Source organism: Roseateles sp. GW821-FHT09H11 (assembly GCF_059415845.1).
Window position 1 is genome coordinate 213,418 of sequence record NZ_JBWKOA010000010.1, and the last position, 15,306, is coordinate 228,723.

Here is a 15,306-nt window from a genome sequence, read left to right on the forward strand (position 1 = left end):
TGGATTCTGCCTTGGGGTCCGGTGCGTCATCGTGAAAGGCTTGCGTCGCGGTGGTCGCCGACAGGAACCGCGGACACCCTGCAATGACGATTCTTGGAGATTGCAGCCATCCGGCCTCTCGGATTCCCACGGCCCATATCAGCCTGAAGCAGCGGCGGCATCGCAGCGGGAGCGGAAGTAGCATCTGTTCCATGCCTCACACCATCACGCTCAACCTCAGCTATGACTGGCCCGAATCGGATTGGCAGAAGGTGTATGCCGTCTATCAGACGATGCCGGGATGGCAACTAGGTCAGGCCATTCCCTCTTGGTTTGGCGGCGAAGACGATGCGCAGTACATCGTTGCGTCAGTCGAACCGTCCGGACTTCTTCTGGAAGCGCAGCTTGATGTGGACCTCTGGGTTGGGTGGCTGACTATGTTGTGCGCTCGCCTGTCGCTGGCGCTAGGGCGCGAGGTTCATGACGCCCAAGCGTGACGGCTACCTGAACGTCCGCGCCCAGCCTGAACCGACCGCCGAACGTCTCTTGCCTCGCTGCGCTCCCCCGTCGCATCGGTCTTCACAGACCCGCGACATTGCCCTTGCCAGAATTGAGCATGGACATCCGTCCGAACGCCGTCCACTCCCCGCATGCACACCTACGACCCCACCGCGCCGAACCTTCCCCACAACCCGTTCAACGCCATCGTCGGACCTCGACCCATCGGGTGGATGTCCACGAAGAGCAAGGCCGGCGTCGTGAATCTGGCGCCCTACAGCTTCTTCACGGCGTTGAACTACACGCCGCCGATCATTGGCTTCTCCAGCATTGGCCGAAAGGACTCGTTGCGCAACATCGAGGAGACCGGCGAGTTCGTCTGGAATCTCGCCACGCGCGAGTTGGCCGAGGCCATGAACGCGACGTGTGCGCGGGTCCCTCGCGGCGTCAATGAATTCGAGCTGGGGAAACTGACCGAGGTCGCTTCCGTCAAGGTGGGGCCGCCACGCGTCGGAGAGAGCCCCGTCGCCTTCGAATGCAAGGTGTCCCAGATCATCCAGCTGAACTCCATGGACGCTGAACCCGTGGACACCTGGATGATCCTGGGTCAGGTCTTGCTGATGCACATCTCGCCGGCCCTCTTGAAGGACGGGGTGTTCGACACCGGCGCCGCGGGGCTGATCCTGCGAGGCGGCGGACCAGGCGACTATTTCGAGCTCGGCGACAAGTTCGTCATGGCAAGGCCGGACTGAGCGACGCGGCGGAAGGGCCGACCTCCCGGTCGGCCCCGTTCCTGTCGACGGCGCTCAGGGCAGCGCGTTGAGCGACGACCTCACGCCGCGCGAGAAGCCCAGCCCGTCGTGCCGGTCCCAGTTGATCGACCACGTCATCACGCCGCGCAGCGTCGGATACGCCTGAGGCGGCTTGATCGCGCCGCATTGCGACAGCTTCGTCAGGCAGTTGAGCGCCGCCGTGATCGTCGCGACGCTCGCCTGGCCGCTGTTGGCCGACGACGGACCCGACGGCAACCCGAACGCGACCTGGTCCGGCCGCAGCCCGCGGAACACGAACGGCCCGGTGCCATTGTTGGTCGTGAATCCCTCGATCAGCATCCGGCTGGTGGCCACCAGCATGTCGGCGCTGCCCTCGGCCAGGCCCTGGGTCGCGTACGGCGTGTAGACGGCGCCGTTGTTGTAGTACTGGACGTGGAGCACGTTCAGCTCGTCGCGCAGGCCGTCGATGATCGGCAGGTAGGCGCCCCAGATGCCGCTGTAGGCGACGTAGCCGCCCTGGACGTACGGATGCTCCGGCGCCATCGACAGGTAGAAGCCGCTGCCGATGCGCGCCTTCAATTGCTTGACCGCGCTGACCAGGTTGGCCTGCACCGGCGCGCCCGAGGTGACGCCGGCGCCGCTCTCCAGGTCGATGTCGATGCCGTCGAAGCCGTAGCGCCGCATGATGGCCTCGACGCTGTTGACGAAGTTGGTCACCTGCGCCGCGTTGTTGAGCGTCACCGTGCCGTTCTGGCCGCCGAAGGACAGCACGACCTTCTTGCCCTTGGACCGTGCGGCCGCCACGTCCGCGATGAAGCGCGCCTCGCCGCCGGCGCTCGGGTCGAGGTTGAAGGCGATGCTCCCGTTGCCGGCATCGTCCGCGAAGGCGACGACGATCACGTCGTAGTCGGCGGAGACCTCGCTGATCGGGAAGGTCGGGCCGGCCGGGTTGGTGAAGTTGTGCCAGTAGCCGATCAGCTGGTGCTTGCCGGGCGCGGGCGCCGGGCCGGGCGACGGGGCCGGCGTGGGCGCGGGACCGGGTGCAGGCGTCGGTGCAGGAGAGGGCGCGGGCGTCGGCGCCGGTGACGGGGCGGGCGGCGTGGTGCCGCTGTAGATCGTCCACGGTTGGCCGGTGCCGACCGGGCCGTTGCGCGTCGCGGGGTTGTCGCCCTGCGTCCACCAGTTGGCGCGGTAGATCACGCCTTGGTAGCTGACGATCGCGCCGCCCGAATAGGCCGTTGCCGCATTCCATGCACCCTGCGGCGCAGGGGCGGGGGACGGGGCCGGCGTGGGAGCGGGAGCGGGCGCGGGACTGGGCGCCGGGCTCGGCGTGGGCGCCGGCGACGGAGCGGGCGAAGGTGCCGGGCCGCTCGCGGGGCCGACCAAGGTCCACAGCGACGCGTTGGTCGGGTTCCAGCCGGTGCTGGCGTAGTCGGTCTGGTTGACCGTGGCCCGGTAGAGCTGGCCGTTGTAGCTGACGACGGTGCCGGCGGTGTAGTAGGTATCGGGCTTCCAGGCCGCGGCGGTCTGCGCGACCGCCTGCAAGGTGAGCGCGGCGGCGCCGAGGGCGACGATCAGCCGCAGCGGGGCGGACGTGGCGGAGGAGGGGCGTCGGACGGAGACGGTCATGGCAGTGGTTCCAAGGTAAGACCGAAGCGGGTCCCGAGCCCGCACCAAAGCCGCCGGAGGTCTCGATGTTGAGGCCAGTCGGCGGATTGCGTCGTCGGTGGACCTGCACTGGTATTGGAAGATTCCAGTTTTATTGCCACCGCTTGGATACCACTTTCCGAAATCTGGACGCTCTGGCGCAGCGGGAAAACCCGGATCATGGTGACAAGGCGTGTGGCCAGCTCCCCCTATCCTGTCGATCCCGCTCGTCGCCATTCGTCGTGCAAGGGAGCGGCATCGAGCCGCGCCAACAACCGGAGAACCGCAATGGACTACGTGGATGGATTCGTGATCGCCGTGCCGACCGCCAAGCGCGAGGCCTATCGCCAACTGGCGCAGGACGCCTCGGCGGTGTTCAAGGACCACGGCGCGCTCAAGGTCGTCGAGTGCTGGGGCGACGACGTGCCCGAGGGCAAGGTGACCTCGTTCCCGATGGCCGTGCAGCGCAAGCCGGACGAGACGGTGGTGTTCTCGTGGATCGTCTGGCCGTCGCGCCAGGTGCGCGATGAAGGGATGAAGAAGGCGATGGAAGACCCGCGCATGAACCATGACCCGAAGGACATGCCCTTCGACGGCCAGCGCATGATCTTCGGGGGCTTCGAGGTCATCGTCGACGCTTGAGCGAGCCTCCGTCCAGGAGGCTCGACCGTCACTTGCCCGCTGCCGCAGCCGCCGCGCGCAGCTTGTCCTTCTTGCTCGGCCGCCTGCCCTTGACGCCGCCGGTGGCGGCCTCGGGCGTGGCGATCTCGGTCGGCTCGAAGCCGGCGATCCGCTCGCGCTCGACGCGCCGGCCCTGGCGCTTCTCGATCAGGCGGAAGTGCGCCTCCGTGGCCGCGCTGATGAAGCTCACCGCGAGTCCGCTCGCGCCGGCGCGCGCGGTGCGGCCGATGCGGTGCGTGTAGTCGTCCGCGGCGCGCGGCAGGTCGTAGTTCACTACCACCGGCAGCCTCGCGATGTCGATGCCGCGCGCGCCGAGGTCGGTGGCGACGAGCACCCGGATCCGACCGGCCTTGAAGTCCGCCAGCGTGCGCGTGCGCGCCCCTTGGCTGGCATCGCCGTGGAAGGCCGCGGCCTCCAGGCCGTTCCGGCGCAGCTTGTCGGCCACGTGATCGCAGGCGTAGCGCGTCGCGACGAAGACGAGCACGCGCGACCACTCGCCCTGCTCGATCATGTGACGCAGCAGCGGCGTGCGCTTCGCGGCGTCGACCTCGACCGCGTGTTCCTCGATCTGGCCTTCGGTGGCCGGCTCGCCGCTGACCTCGATGCGCACCGGGTCGTGCAGCAGCTGGTCCGCCAGCGTCTGCACCGCCGCCGGGAAGGTGGCGGAGAACAGCAGGTTCTGTCGACGCTTCGGCAGCAGCGCCAGCACCCGCGCCAGCTCGTCGGCGAAGCCGGCGTCGAGCAGGCGATCGGCCTCGTCCAGCACCAGGCACTCCACGTCGGAGAGCTTGAGCGCATTCTTCTCGACGATGTCCAGCAGCCGGCCCGGCGTCGCGACGACGATGTCCGCGCCGCCACGCAGCGCCATCATCTGCGGATTGATCGACACGCCGCCGTACAGCACCGAGACCTTCAGCGGCTCGTCGAGGAAACGTCCGACCTGGATCACCGTCTCGCCGACCTGGGCGGCGAGTTCGCGCGTGGGCACCAGCACCAGCGCCTGCGTGCGACGCAGCGCGGGCCGGACGCGGGCATCGATGCGATGCAGCATCGGGAAGACGAAGGCCGCCGTCTTGCCGGAGCCCGTCGCCGCGGAGCCCAGCAGGTCGCGGCCTTCGATGATCGGCGGCATCGCGGCCGCCTGGATCGGTGTGGGCACTTCAAAGCCGAGCTCGTCGGCCGCGCGCACGAGGCGCGGCGACAGGCCCAGCGCGGCGAAGGTGTTTGCCGTGCTCACAGCAGGCGCACCTTCACCGACTTGCCCTTCACCTTGCCGGCGTTGAGCTTGCGCAGCGCCTGGTCGGCGATGCCGCGCTCGACGGCGACGTAGGTCGAGAACTCGTTGACGTTGATCTTGCCGATCTGCGCGCCGTCGAATCCGAGGTCCTTGGTCAGCGCGCCCAGCACGTCGCCCGGACGGATCTTCTCCTTGCGGCCGCCCAGGATCTGCAGCGTGACCATCGGCGGATGCAGCGGCTCGGCGCCGGGCTCGGTGGTGAGCTCGGTCAGCGGATGCCACGGCGTGACGCTGCCCTGCATCTGGTCGATGCGGCCGACGCGACCCATCTCGTCGAGGCTGGCCAGGCTGAACGCCCAGCCCGCCTCGTCCGCGCGGCCGGTGCGGCCGACGCGATGCACGTGGACTTCGGGGTCAGGTGTGATGTCGACGTTGATGACCGCTTCCAGCTGCGCGATGTCCAGTCCGCGCGCCGCCACGTCCGTCGCCACGAGGACGCTGCAGCTGCGGTTGGCGAATTGCACCAGCACCTGATCGCGGTCGCGCTGGTCGAGGTCGCCGTGCAGTTCCAGCGCGACGATGCCCTCGGCCTGCAGCACGGCGACAAGGTCGCGGCACTGCTGCTTGGTGTTGCAGAAGGCCAGCGTGCTGGCCGGGCGGAAGTGGTTGAGCAGCAGGCCGACGGCATGCAGGCGCTCGTTCTCCTTCACCTCGTAGAAGCGCTGGCGGATCTTGCCGGCGGCGTGCTTCTCGGTGAGCGTCACTTCCTGCGGCGCGCGCATGAAGCGCGTCGCGATGGACTTCACGCCGTCCGGGTAGGTGGCGGAGAACAGCAGCGTCTGGCGCGTCTTCGGGCAGTTCGCGATCACCTGCGCGATGTCCTCGGCGAAGCCCATGTCGAGCATGCGATCGGCCTCGTCGAGCACCAGCGTGTTCAGCGCCTCCAGCGTGAGCGTCTCGCGCTGCAGGTGGTCCAGGATGCGGCCCGGCGTGCCGACGACGATGTGCGCGCCGTGCGACAGGCTCGCGAGCTGGTTGCGGATCGGCGCGCCGCCGCACAGCGTCAGGATCTTGATGTTGTCCTCGGCGCGGGCCAGGCGGCGGATCTCCTGCGTCACCTGTTCGGCGAGCTCGCGCGTCGGGCACAGCACCAGCGCCTGCACGGCGAAGCGGCGCGGATTCAGGTTGGTCAGCAGCGGCAGCGAGAACGCGGCGGTCTTGCCGCTGCCCGTCTTCGCCTGCGCGATCAGGTCCTTGCCGGCCAGCGCGAGCGGCAGGCTGGCGGCCTGGATGGGCGTCATCGAGAGGTAGCCGAGCTGCTGCAGATTCGCCCGCATCGCGGGCGGCAGGGGCAGGCTGTCGAAGGAAGTGGCGCTAGGCGCCGCCGGCGGCTGCGAGGCAGCAGGTGCCGCGGCTGCGGCGCCGGTGGGATCGGTGCGGGTCATGCACGATTGTCGCCCAGCGGGTGTGCCATGAAGAAACACAGCATCTGGTCGCTCGCATCGGGACCCAGCCAGTCGGTGTAGGAGCCGCTCTGGTCGCCGCCGGACCAGCCGTGTCCGCCGCCCTCGATCAGCCAGAGTTCGGCGTGCACGCGCCCCTGTGGCGTCACATGCGTGCGACGGGTGTAGGCGCGCGTGCCTTCACGGCCGTTCTCGACGCGCTGGACGCCGGCCACGCCGGACGTGGCGTCGGCGTAGACCTGCTCGCCGTTGAGCGGGTGGACGGTCATGTCGCGCGTGCCGTGGAAGACGATGGTCGGCGTGGGGCGATCGGCGTTGCCCGTCGCCTCGGCCGTCACGCCGTCCGCGGGCAGGCGCGTGGGCTGTCCGCTGCGCATCATCGCCATCGCGCCGCTGGCGTCGTCGACGGCGCCATGCGGCAGGCCGGAATGCACGCCGACGGCGGCGAAGAGTTCGGGATAGGCGCGCCCGAGGATGACGGCCATCGCGCCGCCGGCCGAGAGGCCCGCGATGTAGACGCGCTTCGCGTCGACGCTGTGGCTGGCCATGACCTCCTGCGTCAGGGCGGCGATCAGGGCGGGCTCACCGCGTCCGCGCTCCTGGTGATTGGACTTGAACCAGTTCCAGCAGCCTTGCGGATTGGCCTGCGCCGACTGCGCCGGGTACAGCACCAGCCAGCCGTTGCGACGCGCCATCTCGTTCATGCGCGTGCCGACGGCGAAGTCGTCCGGGTCCTGTCCGCACCCGTGCAGCATCACCAGCAACGGGCGTGGTTCGGCGCTGTCACCCGGTGGGACGTAGAGCTGATAGTCGATGGAAGCGCGGCCTTGCACGAAAGTGCTGCGGAGGAACTGGTCGGCGAGCGTTCCGCTCTTCGATTCGAGCGGCAGGTCCATGAGCATTCGAGGGCTGGGGGCGCGTGTGGCAGTGCCCGATTGAAGCACGGATCCCGGATCGGCTTCATGAGTGTTTGCGATGTCCGCCCGGGCTGGCATCTGGCCGGAGGCCCGGAACGGGGAGTTCCGCCGCCATCGCCGCGAGCGCCGGCCTCGGCGTTGCCTCCAGCGACAGCGGCGCCTGCAGTGCCTTCAGCCGAAGACCGGCTGCACCAGTTCCACGACCAGCGCCGGATCGGCGGCACCGCTGGCCGGTTTCCCACGGGCCGACTGGACCCGTGCCAGCGACTTCGCGGACTGGTCGCCGAACACGCCGTCGGCCTTCACCGGCTCGCCGGCGTCGGAGGGCGCCAGCTGCAGCAGGCGCACGTCCAGCCCGCGCGTCAGCGGCGAGGTGGCCGCCACGCAGACGATCCCACGAGCCGTGGGCGCGGCTGTGTTTCGATGTTCACGACGCCCTCCGTCCCCGGTGCGGGCGCGGCGCCTGCTGGATGGGGTTTTGGGCGATCGATGGTGGGTTGAATCCTCCATGCGGGAGGATGCCCCGGGCGCGTGAGGCCTGTTCACGGGTCTTCGGAACGGCTCTCCGATTCGCGGTCGCGCTCGTAGTGACGGATGAACGGGAAGGGCGGCAGCCAGGCCTCGCGCCGGACGGTCCAGAGCTCGTAGGTCGGCGTCAGCTGGTTCGGCGCGTCGAGCGCGCCGAGGTGCACTTCGACCTCGTCGCCGGTCCGGGAGTACACCGACGATCCGCAGCGGGGGCAGAAGTGCCGGCCACGGAAATCGCGGGTCTCGCCGGTGACCGTGACGGCGTCCTGCGCAAAGATCGCGGAGGCGCCGAAGAGCGCGCCGTGATGCTTGCGGCAGTCGAGGCAGTGGCACAGGCCGACCCGGTAGGGACGGCCGGTCGCGACGAGGCGGACATCGCCGCAGAGACAGCCGCCGGTGAATCGGTCCATGACGGGGGCTCCTTCCGCCTCACGGCGTCATCACGGCGTCCTCGCCGCGTCACAGGCCACGCGCTTCATCGGGAAGTCGATGCCCCGCGTGGCGCCGTTGCGCTGCCCTTCGATGCGCGCGGCGAGGCCCGTCTCGCCGACGGCCTTGTAGAGGATGCGCTGCGGGAAGTCGTGCTCGGGGTTCTCGAAGGTGACCGCGCGATCGCCGATCGACGTCGCGACGAAGGTGGCTTCCTTCTGCCGCGACGGCAGCGCGACGTAGACGACCCGGCCTTCGGCGTTCAGCCGGATCTGCAGGAACTCGTGCTCGACGGTGCGGCCGTTCTTCACCGTGCGGCCGATGCCCAGCATCGTGCCGCCGGCCAGCGGCAGCCAGTGCTCGACGGAGCCGGGCTCGCCCTTCTCCGCGGCCCAGCAGCCGGCGAGCCAGTTCAGACGTTCCAGCTGGGCGTCCTCGGCGCGCGCCGGCAAGGATCCGAGCGGCGACAGCGAGACGACGATCAGCGCGCCGATGGCGGCAGCGAGGGATGGACGCATGGCGGTGGTCTCCGGGCACTGGATGCATGAATCTAACGCCGGCGGCCCGTCGCCGCCATCCGGGCCGGTGCCGGATGCGGCTCACGCGACGCCTGGTGCGAGGCCCGACCTAGGAACAGTCGACCACGGGGCCGACCAAGTCTTCCGCTTCTCCACCAACGCCTTGAGCGTCCCCAGATCGCGCGCCACATGCACCGCGTCGTTCTCGAAGGCCTCGTCGGTCACACCCGGCATGTGCAACAGGACGAAGGCGACCGCGCAGCCGTCGTCCGACGGCGTGACGCGCATCGCGTTGTGGAAGCGCTGGCCGTCGGGCAGGCAAGCCGCACAATGACTGCTCGGCAACACCAGACCATCCGGCGACATGGACCGATTCGACGCGCTGCAGGCCTTCGCCCGCGTGGTGGAGGCGGGCAGCTTCACCAAGGCAGCCCAGACGCTGCACATGAGCAAGACCACCGTGACGCAGCTGGTGCAGCAGCTGGAAGCGCGGCTGCGCGTGAAGCTGCTGCATCGCACGACGCGGCAGGTCCGCGTGACGCCCGACGGCGCCGCGTATTACGAGCGCGTGGTGCGTGTGCTGGCCGAGCTCGATGACGCGGACACGGCCTTGTCCGACGCGACCAGCTCGCCGCGCGGCCGGCTGCGCGTCGACGTGCCGACCCCGTTCGCGCGCATGGTGCTGATGCCGGCGCTGCCGGACTTCCACGCGCGCCATCCGGAGATCCAGCTCGACATGGGCGTCAGCGACCGCATCGTCGATGTGATCGGCGACAACGTCGATGCCGTGCTGCGCGGCGGCGAGGTCACCGTGCCCTCGCTGATCGCGCGACGGGTCGGCGATCTGCAGCTGGGCGTCTTCGCATCGCCCGGCTACCTGTCGGTCGCGGGGACGCCCGCGCATCCGCGCGAGATCGAGGAACCCCACCACCGCATCGTCGGGTTCCTGCGGGCCAGCAAGGGCACGGTGGGATCGATGGAGATGCGGCGCGGCGACGAGGTCGTCGAGGTGCGCGGTCGCTACGTGGTGGCCGCCGACGACGGCAACGCCTACCTGGCGGCGGGGCTCGCCGGCATGGGCGTGCTCTGGTTGCCGCGCTACATGGCCGATCCGCACGCGGCGCGCGGCGAGCTCGTGCCGCTGCTCACCGACTGGGCGATGGACCCGATGCCGATGTACCTTGCCTATCCCCCCAACCGCCACGTCAGCGCGAAGCTGCGCGTGTTCATGGACTGGATCGAGACCTTGATGGCCCGCCACGCACCCCTGGCGACGGGGCGGGCGTGATCGCTCAGGGCGCCGCGTTGGCCGACCCCGAGCCCGCGCTGCGGCGGCTGTCGACCCATGCGTCGACCACCTGTTCCAGCACCGTCAACGGCACGTCCCCGGTCAGCAGCACGACGTTGTGGAACTGCTTGATCTCGAAGCGGTCGCCCAACTGTTGGCGGGCCTTCTCGCGCAGCGCCTCGATGCGCAGACGGCCCAGCATGTACGCGCAGGCCTGCCCTGGCCACGTGACGTAGCGGTCGACCTCCTGCGGCGTGATGCCGTAGTCGATCGCCTGCTGGCGGGTCCACTTCATCGCATGCAGGCCGGTGTCGACGACCAGGCGCCGCGCGCGGAACAGCGCGCCGTAGAGCTGGCCGAGGTGTCCGACCGGGTCGCCCTCGTACCAGCCGTTCTCGACGGCCAGCTGCTCCGAGTAGAGCGCCCATCCCTCCACGTAGGCCGAGCCCGCCGTGAATGCGGCGCGGCGACGGAAGTAGGGCAGGTCCTTCGCCTCCATCTGGATCGCGAGCTGGAAGTGGTGTCCCGGGATCGCTTCGTGGTGGACCAGCGTCCGCATGTCGGCGATCTCGTAGGTCGGCCCTGCGAGCGGCGCCCAGAACACGCCCGGCTGCGAGCCGTCCGGCGCCGGCGTCGTGTAGTGCGCGGCGGCGGTGGGCTCGGTCAGCGCGGGCTCGCGGCGGACCTCGACGGGCGCCTTCGGCATCACGTCGAAGATCAGGCGGGCGCGCGCCTCGGCGTCGCGCAGGTAGGTGGTGTAGCGGTCCAGCAGCTGGCCCTGCGGCGCGGCGTCCTTGGGCTGGCGGTCAGCGTCCATCTTGCGATAGCGCTGCTCGATCGAGCCGTCCGCGTAACCGAGCTGCCGCAGCAGGCCGTCCATCTCGCCCTCGATGCGGGCGACCTGCTTCAGGCCGATCGCGTGGATCTCGGCCGGCGTGAGTGCGGTCGTCGTGTTCTCGCGCAGGCGGGCGGCATAGAACTTGTCGCCGTCGGGCAGGCGCCAGACGCCGGCATCGTCGGTGGTCAGCGGCAGTTGCGCGCGCATCAGCGCCAGGCCGCGCTTCCACGCCGGGACGACCGACTTCGCGATGATGGCCTCGGCCTGCGCGCGAGCGCGCTTGCGGGCGTCGTCGCTCATGTCGGCCAGGCCGGCCATGCGCTCGGTCAGCGAGATCACCAGCGGATTGGCCGCGGGGGGCGCGGCCACGAACTGCTCGATCTGGCCGATCGTCGTCGCCGTGATGAAGCGCGGCATCAGCACGCCCTTGGCCTGCGACGCGCGGGCGCGGACGATGCCCTGGTCCATCAGCGCGGCCAGGCCCGCCATCCGCGTCAGGTAGCTGCGCACGTCGCGCGCGTGGCGCATCGGGTGTTCCTGCACGAGGAAGGTGATCGGGCCGACGTGCACGCCGTCCATGTGCTCGAAGACGTAGTGATGATCGAGGAACGCCGCGCCGGCCACGTCCTGCTGCATCGTCCACGCCATGAGCGCGGCGGAGGTGCGCTGCGTCGGCGTCAGCGCCTCGCGCGGGAAGCGGGCGAGCTCCGCCAGCGCCTGCCGGTCGCGGGCGATGTCGGCCAACTCGGAGGCGCGCGAGAGGTCGTTCCACTGGCCGTCGAGCCGGTCCTGCGTCGGGCCCTCGAAGTACTGCATGCGGGTGGCATGTTCGGGCAGGCGCTTCATGCGGGCGGCGGCGATGCGCTCGGCCCAGGCGTCGAAATCGGCGGCGCCGAAAGAGGCGGTCGCGGTCGCCGCAACGGCGACATTGAGGACCGGCGCGCCGGTCATCCAGCCGGCCACGCCGGCAGCGATCAAGGTCCGGCGCCGGAGGGGCAGCGCGCCGGTAAATCGGGTCGTCTTCGTCATGTGCTCTCCCTGGTCGACGATGCGTCGATTGGAACGGGAGGCAGGGTAACCGGCTATTCGTCACTCCCCGGCGAGCGGGACGGGGTCACTCGCCGTTGAACTCGTAGTCGGCGAACTCGGCGTGGCTCCACTTGATGAGCACCTTGAGCCGCGCGGCGGCGGCGGGGAGGGCCGATCGGTCGAACTGGCAGAACACGCTGACGTCGCCGTCCTCGCCGAACAGGCTGAGCTTGCTGCCAGCGCCGCACGCGAACGGCTGGCCGTCGAGCTCCGGCGCGATGCTGGCCGAGGTGTCGTCATGCCCGCCGGTGAACATCGCGCGGAAGCTGAAGCGCTTGTGCGCCGCGCCGGCGGGGAGGGTGCAGGTGATCTCGCGCCAGTCCATCATGCGGTCGGTTTCGACGCAGGCGGAGGCCTTAAGCGAGGGGCCGGGTGTTGAGGGTGCGGTCGTGTCCGCGTGGGCGCTCGCGGCGCAGACGAACAACATCAGGGCGATGGGTTTCATGGCAGGCCTTGCACATCCAGGGTCGGATCCATCCTCGCTCGACTTCATGACAAGCGATCCAGCGGGTGCCGATGTGAGGCGAGAAACCTGCGGTGCCATTATTGATGACAAAAACGAGAAAATTCCACAAATTCGATTTCATTATGTAGAATTTACGTCTCTCGATTGGACCTGCGCCTTTCGCAGCACAGCTCATGCTCATCCAGTTTTCGGTCCGGAATTTCTTGTCCTTCAAGGATGAAGCGACGCTGTCGATGGTGGCGTCGAAACGGAAGTCGAAGGACAAGGCGCTGGACCTCGGCGCGGTCCATGCGCTCGGCGACGATCTGGGCGTTCTGAAGGCCGCGGTGATCTATGGCGCCAACAACAGCGGCAAGAGCAATCTGATCAAGGCGCTGCGGTTCTGCAGGCGCTTCATCCTGGATTCCTCGCGCGAATCCACATCCAGCGATCCCATCCGCGTGACACCGTTCCTCCTGAATCCGGAGACGGAACACGCTGCTTCGGATTTCGAGATCACCTTTGCGCGCAACGGCTTCGTCTACCAATACGAGATGTCAGTCACTCGTGAACGTGTGGAGCGGGAGCGACTGAGCCGCAGGGCGTTGAAGAAGCATGCGGGCGAGATCGAGCTGTTCATGCGCGATCTCGGCGGCATCAAGGTGAACCGGACCTTCAAGGAAGGCAAGGGGCTGGAGGCGCGCACGAGGCAGAACGCGTTGTTCCTGTCCGTGTGCGCGAACTTCGATGGAGAGGTGGCGCGCGAGGTCCAGGCATGGTTCTCCAGCCTGGGTATCGTGTCCGGCCTGCTGGACGCCGCGGCGCTGGCGTGGACGGCTGAGCACCTGGACCATCCTGACTACAGCACCCGGATCCCCGCGCTGCTGCGCGCCTTCGATCTTGGCGTGGAGCGGTTCGAACGAGGGGCTGAGATTCCCGGCATTCGCGTGAGTGAGATCGAACTCACCGACGAGACGGGGGCTGTGATCGCCGAGTCCCCGGAGAAGAATGCATTCGCCTCGCTGCTCGACATGATCAACCGACCCCGGCACAGGGTGGCCACGGTCCACAAGATGTTCACGAGCGAGGGCGAGTTCGTGAAGGAGGTGATCTTCGATCTGGCCGGCAACGAGTCTGAAGGGACCAAGAAGCTTGTCGCCATGGCGGGACCGATCATCGACACGTTGACCAAGTCGAGCGTGCTGGTGATCGATGAGTTCGAGTCCAGCCTGCATACGAATCTGAGCAAGGTGATCATCGGGATCTTCAACTCGCAGGAAGGGAACCCGCGCGGCGCGCAACTGGTGGCCGCCACGCACGATACCAACCTGCTCAGCGCGGACCTTCTCCGGCGCGATCAGATATGGTTCACCGGCCGCGACGGACTGGGAGGTTCGTCGCTGACGTCGCTCGTCGAGTACAAGGTGCGCAACGACGCGAGCTACGAGAAGAGCTACCTGGGTGGTGACTACGGAGGGACGCCGTTCCTGCGGCCTGAACTTGCGCGGGATGCGACGCGTGAGGCGCCGCCGGTGCCTGCGAAGGCCAAGGTCGCCAAGCGTCGCCCGTCATGAATCTGAAGCCGCGGCGCGAGGCGACCCGTGCGGTCGTCAAGAAGATCCTGATCGTCTGTGAAGGGGAGCAGACCGAGCCGAACTACTTCCGCAGCTTTCGCGTGTCGAGCCAGGTGTGTGAAGTTCGCGGGTTGGGCCGCAACACGATCTCTCTCGTCAAGGAAGCGGTCAAGCTGAACGACCGAGCCGACTATCGCGAAGTGTGGTGTGTCTTCGACAAGGACTCATTCCAGGACTCGTCCGTCGCTGCAGCGTTCAAGCTCGCGGCGGAGCACGGATTCAAGGTGGCCTACTCGAACGAGTGTTTCGAGCTCTGGTACGTCCTGCACTTCGACTACCTCGATGCTGCGGTCCATCGCGATGTCTACGTGAAAAGGCTCAAGCAGTTGCTCGATGGCTACGAGAAGAACTCGGCCGGCGTGTATGACAGGCTGCTGGCGAATCAGGGCCAGGCCATCAAACACGCCAAGGCTTTGGCGAAGTCACATGGCGCCGACCTGAGCCCAGCCCAGCGTGTGCCCTACACGACGGTGCATGACTTGGTGGAGCGCCTCAACAAGCTGGCGATGGTGGCTCGCTGAACGCGTGGGTAGAGGCCGCGCTTTAGCGGACTACGCCGCCACTGTGCCCCCAAGGGCCAGGCCCCTCAGTCGTCGTCATGCGGACGGATATGCTTGCCGCCATGTCTGACTCAACGATGCTAACGAGCCCCCTGCGCGTCGGCAAAAGCTTTCAGCTCCGCTTCACGGCAGACGGGGATCACGTCATTGCGGTGGGCCGCGACGTTGTCGTGTGGAGCCTTCGGGAGCGGAAGCGCGTAGGGTCGATACATCCGTTCGCGCGCCCGGCACACTTGGACATATCACCGAGTGGTGACCGGGTTGTTGTCAAGAACACGGCCGGTCGGCTAGCCGTTCTGTCCGCTCCTCACCTCGAGCTCATCGCGCTCTTTCCAGCAGACCAGGCGGGCGAAGGCTGTCAGCCCTTGTACTCCCCTTGCGGATCTCGCATCGTCGACGGTTCGTGGGGAGGCGCTCTTCGAGTTCTTGACGGTGAGACGGGTGAAGTCGTCCATCAGGAGCTGTCCGCCGGTGTGATGATCAACGCTCTTGCTTGTGATGCGCGGCGCAACTTGTATTCCTACATCAAGCAGCCCAGATGCAAGGACCGCGCCAGCGCGTTGCCCTTCAGCCAGATCATGTTGCGGAGATGGCCGTTCGAAGACCACTCGGAGGTTGAACTGCCTGTTGAGGCAGGCTACGTGAATGCGGCGACGCCAAGTCCCGACGGAGGTCGCTTGGCGGTCATTCAGATGAACACCGCATCGGAGATGTCGCTTCAGGTCGTCGATCTATCCACTGGCAGGTGCTGCGGCCGGCGATCGATCATGTTCGGCGGAACC

16 protein-coding genes are annotated in these 15,306 nt (G+C 68.0%); 6 read left to right on the forward strand and 10 right to left on the reverse strand.

Annotation, left to right across the window (positions count from 1 at the left end; genetic code table 11):
• Positions 1-191 precede the first annotated feature (191 nt).
• Together AC07PR_RS28560 and AC07PR_RS28565 are read left to right on the forward strand one after the other, a co-directional pair.
• Entirely contained in the window at positions 192-476 is a 285-nt protein-coding gene (locus tag AC07PR_RS28560) for a hypothetical protein (protein WP_495137269.1), read from the forward strand.
• Positions 477-629: 153 nt separating this feature from the next.
• On the forward strand, positions 630-1,229 hold the full coding sequence (locus tag AC07PR_RS28565; RefSeq protein ID WP_495137270.1) for a flavin reductase family protein: 600 nt from the start codon (positions 630-632) through the stop codon (positions 1,227-1,229).
• Between the two features lie 54 nt (positions 1,230-1,283).
• On the opposite strand, the gene AC07PR_RS28570 is transcribed toward AC07PR_RS28565, so the two are convergent.
• Positions 1,284-2,879, reverse strand: coding sequence for a chitinase (locus tag AC07PR_RS28570; RefSeq protein ID WP_495137271.1), 1,596 nt, complete (start codon positions 2,877-2,879; stop codon positions 1,284-1,286).
• Positions 2,880-3,185: 306 nt separating this feature from the next.
• Between AC07PR_RS28570 and AC07PR_RS28575 the strand changes: the two genes are divergently transcribed.
• On the forward strand, positions 3,186-3,539 hold the full coding sequence (locus tag AC07PR_RS28575) for a DUF1428 domain-containing protein (protein ID WP_483108789.1): 354 nt from the start codon (positions 3,186-3,188) through the stop codon (positions 3,537-3,539).
• 28 nt (positions 3,540-3,567) lie between these two features.
• On the opposite strand, the gene AC07PR_RS28580 is transcribed toward AC07PR_RS28575, so the two are convergent.
• The 7 genes from AC07PR_RS28580 to AC07PR_RS28610 all read right to left on the reverse strand — a co-directional run bounded on the left by AC07PR_RS28580 (position 3,568) and on the right by AC07PR_RS28610 (position 9,036).
• Complete coding sequence (locus tag AC07PR_RS28580) at positions 3,568-4,815, reverse strand: DEAD/DEAH box helicase (protein ID WP_495137272.1); 1,248 nt, start codon at positions 4,813-4,815, stop codon at positions 3,568-3,570.
• The gene (dbpA, locus tag AC07PR_RS28585) at positions 4,812-6,152 is read right to left on the reverse strand and encodes an ATP-dependent RNA helicase DbpA (protein WP_377161588.1); all 1,341 of its coding nucleotides are present in this window, start codon (positions 6,150-6,152) and stop codon (positions 4,812-4,814) included. Before dbpA ends, AC07PR_RS28580 begins: the two co-directional genes overlap by 4 nt.
• 104 nt (positions 6,153-6,256) lie before the next feature.
• On the reverse strand, positions 6,257-7,174 hold the full coding sequence (locus AC07PR_RS28590) for an extracellular catalytic domain type 1 short-chain-length polyhydroxyalkanoate depolymerase (protein ID WP_431101587.1): 918 nt from the start codon (positions 7,172-7,174) through the stop codon (positions 6,257-6,259).
• A gap of 192 nt (positions 7,175-7,366) precedes the next feature.
• Positions 7,367-7,579, reverse strand: coding sequence for a peptidoglycan-binding domain-containing protein (locus AC07PR_RS28595; RefSeq protein ID WP_495137273.1), 213 nt, complete (start codon positions 7,577-7,579; stop codon positions 7,367-7,369).
• Between the two features lie 158 nt (positions 7,580-7,737).
• Entirely contained in the window at positions 7,738-8,133 is a 396-nt protein-coding gene (locus AC07PR_RS28600; protein WP_495137274.1) for a GFA family protein, read from the reverse strand.
• A 30-nt stretch (positions 8,134-8,163) separates the two neighbouring features.
• Entirely contained in the window at positions 8,164-8,670 is a 507-nt protein-coding gene (locus AC07PR_RS28605; protein ID WP_495137275.1) for a DUF6265 family protein, read from the reverse strand.
• Positions 8,671-8,751: 81 nt separating this feature from the next.
• Positions 8,752-9,036, reverse strand: coding sequence for a hypothetical protein (locus tag AC07PR_RS28610; protein ID WP_495137276.1), 285 nt, complete (start codon positions 9,034-9,036; stop codon positions 8,752-8,754).
• On the opposite strand from AC07PR_RS28610, the gene AC07PR_RS28615 reads away from it, so the two are divergent.
• Entirely contained in the window at positions 9,035-9,958 is a 924-nt protein-coding gene (locus AC07PR_RS28615) for a LysR family transcriptional regulator (protein ID WP_377157786.1), read from the forward strand. The genes AC07PR_RS28610 and AC07PR_RS28615 overlap by 2 nt on opposite strands.
• Before the next feature lie 4 nt (positions 9,959-9,962).
• Here the strand turns inward: AC07PR_RS28615 and AC07PR_RS28620 are convergent, their stop codons facing one another.
• Together AC07PR_RS28620 and AC07PR_RS28625 are read right to left on the reverse strand one after the other, a co-directional pair.
• The gene (locus AC07PR_RS28620; RefSeq protein WP_495137277.1) at positions 9,963-11,825 is read right to left on the reverse strand and encodes a DUF885 domain-containing protein; all 1,863 of its coding nucleotides are present in this window, start codon (positions 11,823-11,825) and stop codon (positions 9,963-9,965) included.
• 85 nt (positions 11,826-11,910) lie between these two features.
• A complete protein-coding gene (locus AC07PR_RS28625) occupies positions 11,911-12,330 on the reverse strand; it encodes a hypothetical protein (RefSeq protein ID WP_495137278.1) in 420 nt (139 codons plus the stop codon).
• A gap of 194 nt (positions 12,331-12,524) precedes the next feature.
• Here AC07PR_RS28625 and AC07PR_RS28630 point away from each other — a divergent pair, with 194 nt between their 5' ends.
• Positions 12,525-13,904: an AAA family ATPase gene (locus AC07PR_RS28630; RefSeq protein ID WP_495137279.1), complete on the forward strand. Its 1,380-nt coding sequence runs from the start codon at positions 12,525-12,527 to the stop codon at positions 13,902-13,904.
• The gene (locus AC07PR_RS28635; protein ID WP_495137280.1) at positions 13,901-14,485 is read left to right on the forward strand and encodes an RloB family protein; all 585 of its coding nucleotides are present in this window, start codon (positions 13,901-13,903) and stop codon (positions 14,483-14,485) included. Before AC07PR_RS28630 ends, AC07PR_RS28635 begins: the two co-directional genes overlap by 4 nt.
• The last annotated feature ends 821 nt before the right edge of the window (positions 14,486-15,306 follow it).

Coding starts and splice junctions, on each gene's coding strand:
- AC07PR_RS28565 (WP_495137270.1), top strand. CDS start 630: ATGCACACCTACGACCCCACCGCGCCGAACCTTCCCCACAACCCGTTC.
- AC07PR_RS28605 (WP_495137275.1), bottom strand. CDS start 8,670: ATGCGTCCATCCCTCGCTGCCGCCATCGGCGCGCTGATCGTCGTCTCG.
- AC07PR_RS28610 (WP_495137276.1), bottom strand. CDS start 9,036: ATGTCGCCGGATGGTCTGGTGTTGCCGAGCAGTCATTGTGCGGCTTGC.
- AC07PR_RS28630 (WP_495137279.1), top strand. CDS start 12,525: ATGCTCATCCAGTTTTCGGTCCGGAATTTCTTGTCCTTCAAGGATGAA.
- AC07PR_RS28635 (WP_495137280.1), top strand. CDS start 13,901: ATGAATCTGAAGCCGCGGCGCGAGGCGACCCGTGCGGTCGTCAAGAAG.
- AC07PR_RS28560 (WP_495137269.1), top strand. CDS start 192: ATGCCTCACACCATCACGCTCAACCTCAGCTATGACTGGCCCGAATCG.
- AC07PR_RS28600 (WP_495137274.1), bottom strand. CDS start 8,133: ATGGACCGATTCACCGGCGGCTGTCTCTGCGGCGATGTCCGCCTCGTC.
- AC07PR_RS28620 (WP_495137277.1), bottom strand. CDS start 11,825: ATGACGAAGACGACCCGATTTACCGGCGCGCTGCCCCTCCGGCGCCGG.
- AC07PR_RS28590 (WP_431101587.1), bottom strand. CDS start 7,174: ATGGACCTGCCGCTCGAATCGAAGAGCGGAACGCTCGCCGACCAGTTC.
- dbpA (WP_377161588.1), bottom strand. CDS start 6,152: ATGCGGGCGAATCTGCAGCAGCTCGGCTACCTCTCGATGACGCCCATC.
- AC07PR_RS28575 (WP_483108789.1), top strand. CDS start 3,186: ATGGACTACGTGGATGGATTCGTGATCGCCGTGCCGACCGCCAAGCGC.
- AC07PR_RS28625 (WP_495137278.1), bottom strand. CDS start 12,330: ATGAAACCCATCGCCCTGATGTTGTTCGTCTGCGCCGCGAGCGCCCAC.
- AC07PR_RS28570 (WP_495137271.1), bottom strand. CDS start 2,879: ATGACCGTCTCCGTCCGACGCCCCTCCTCCGCCACGTCCGCCCCGCTG.
- AC07PR_RS28615 (WP_377157786.1), top strand. CDS start 9,035: ATGGACCGATTCGACGCGCTGCAGGCCTTCGCCCGCGTGGTGGAGGCG.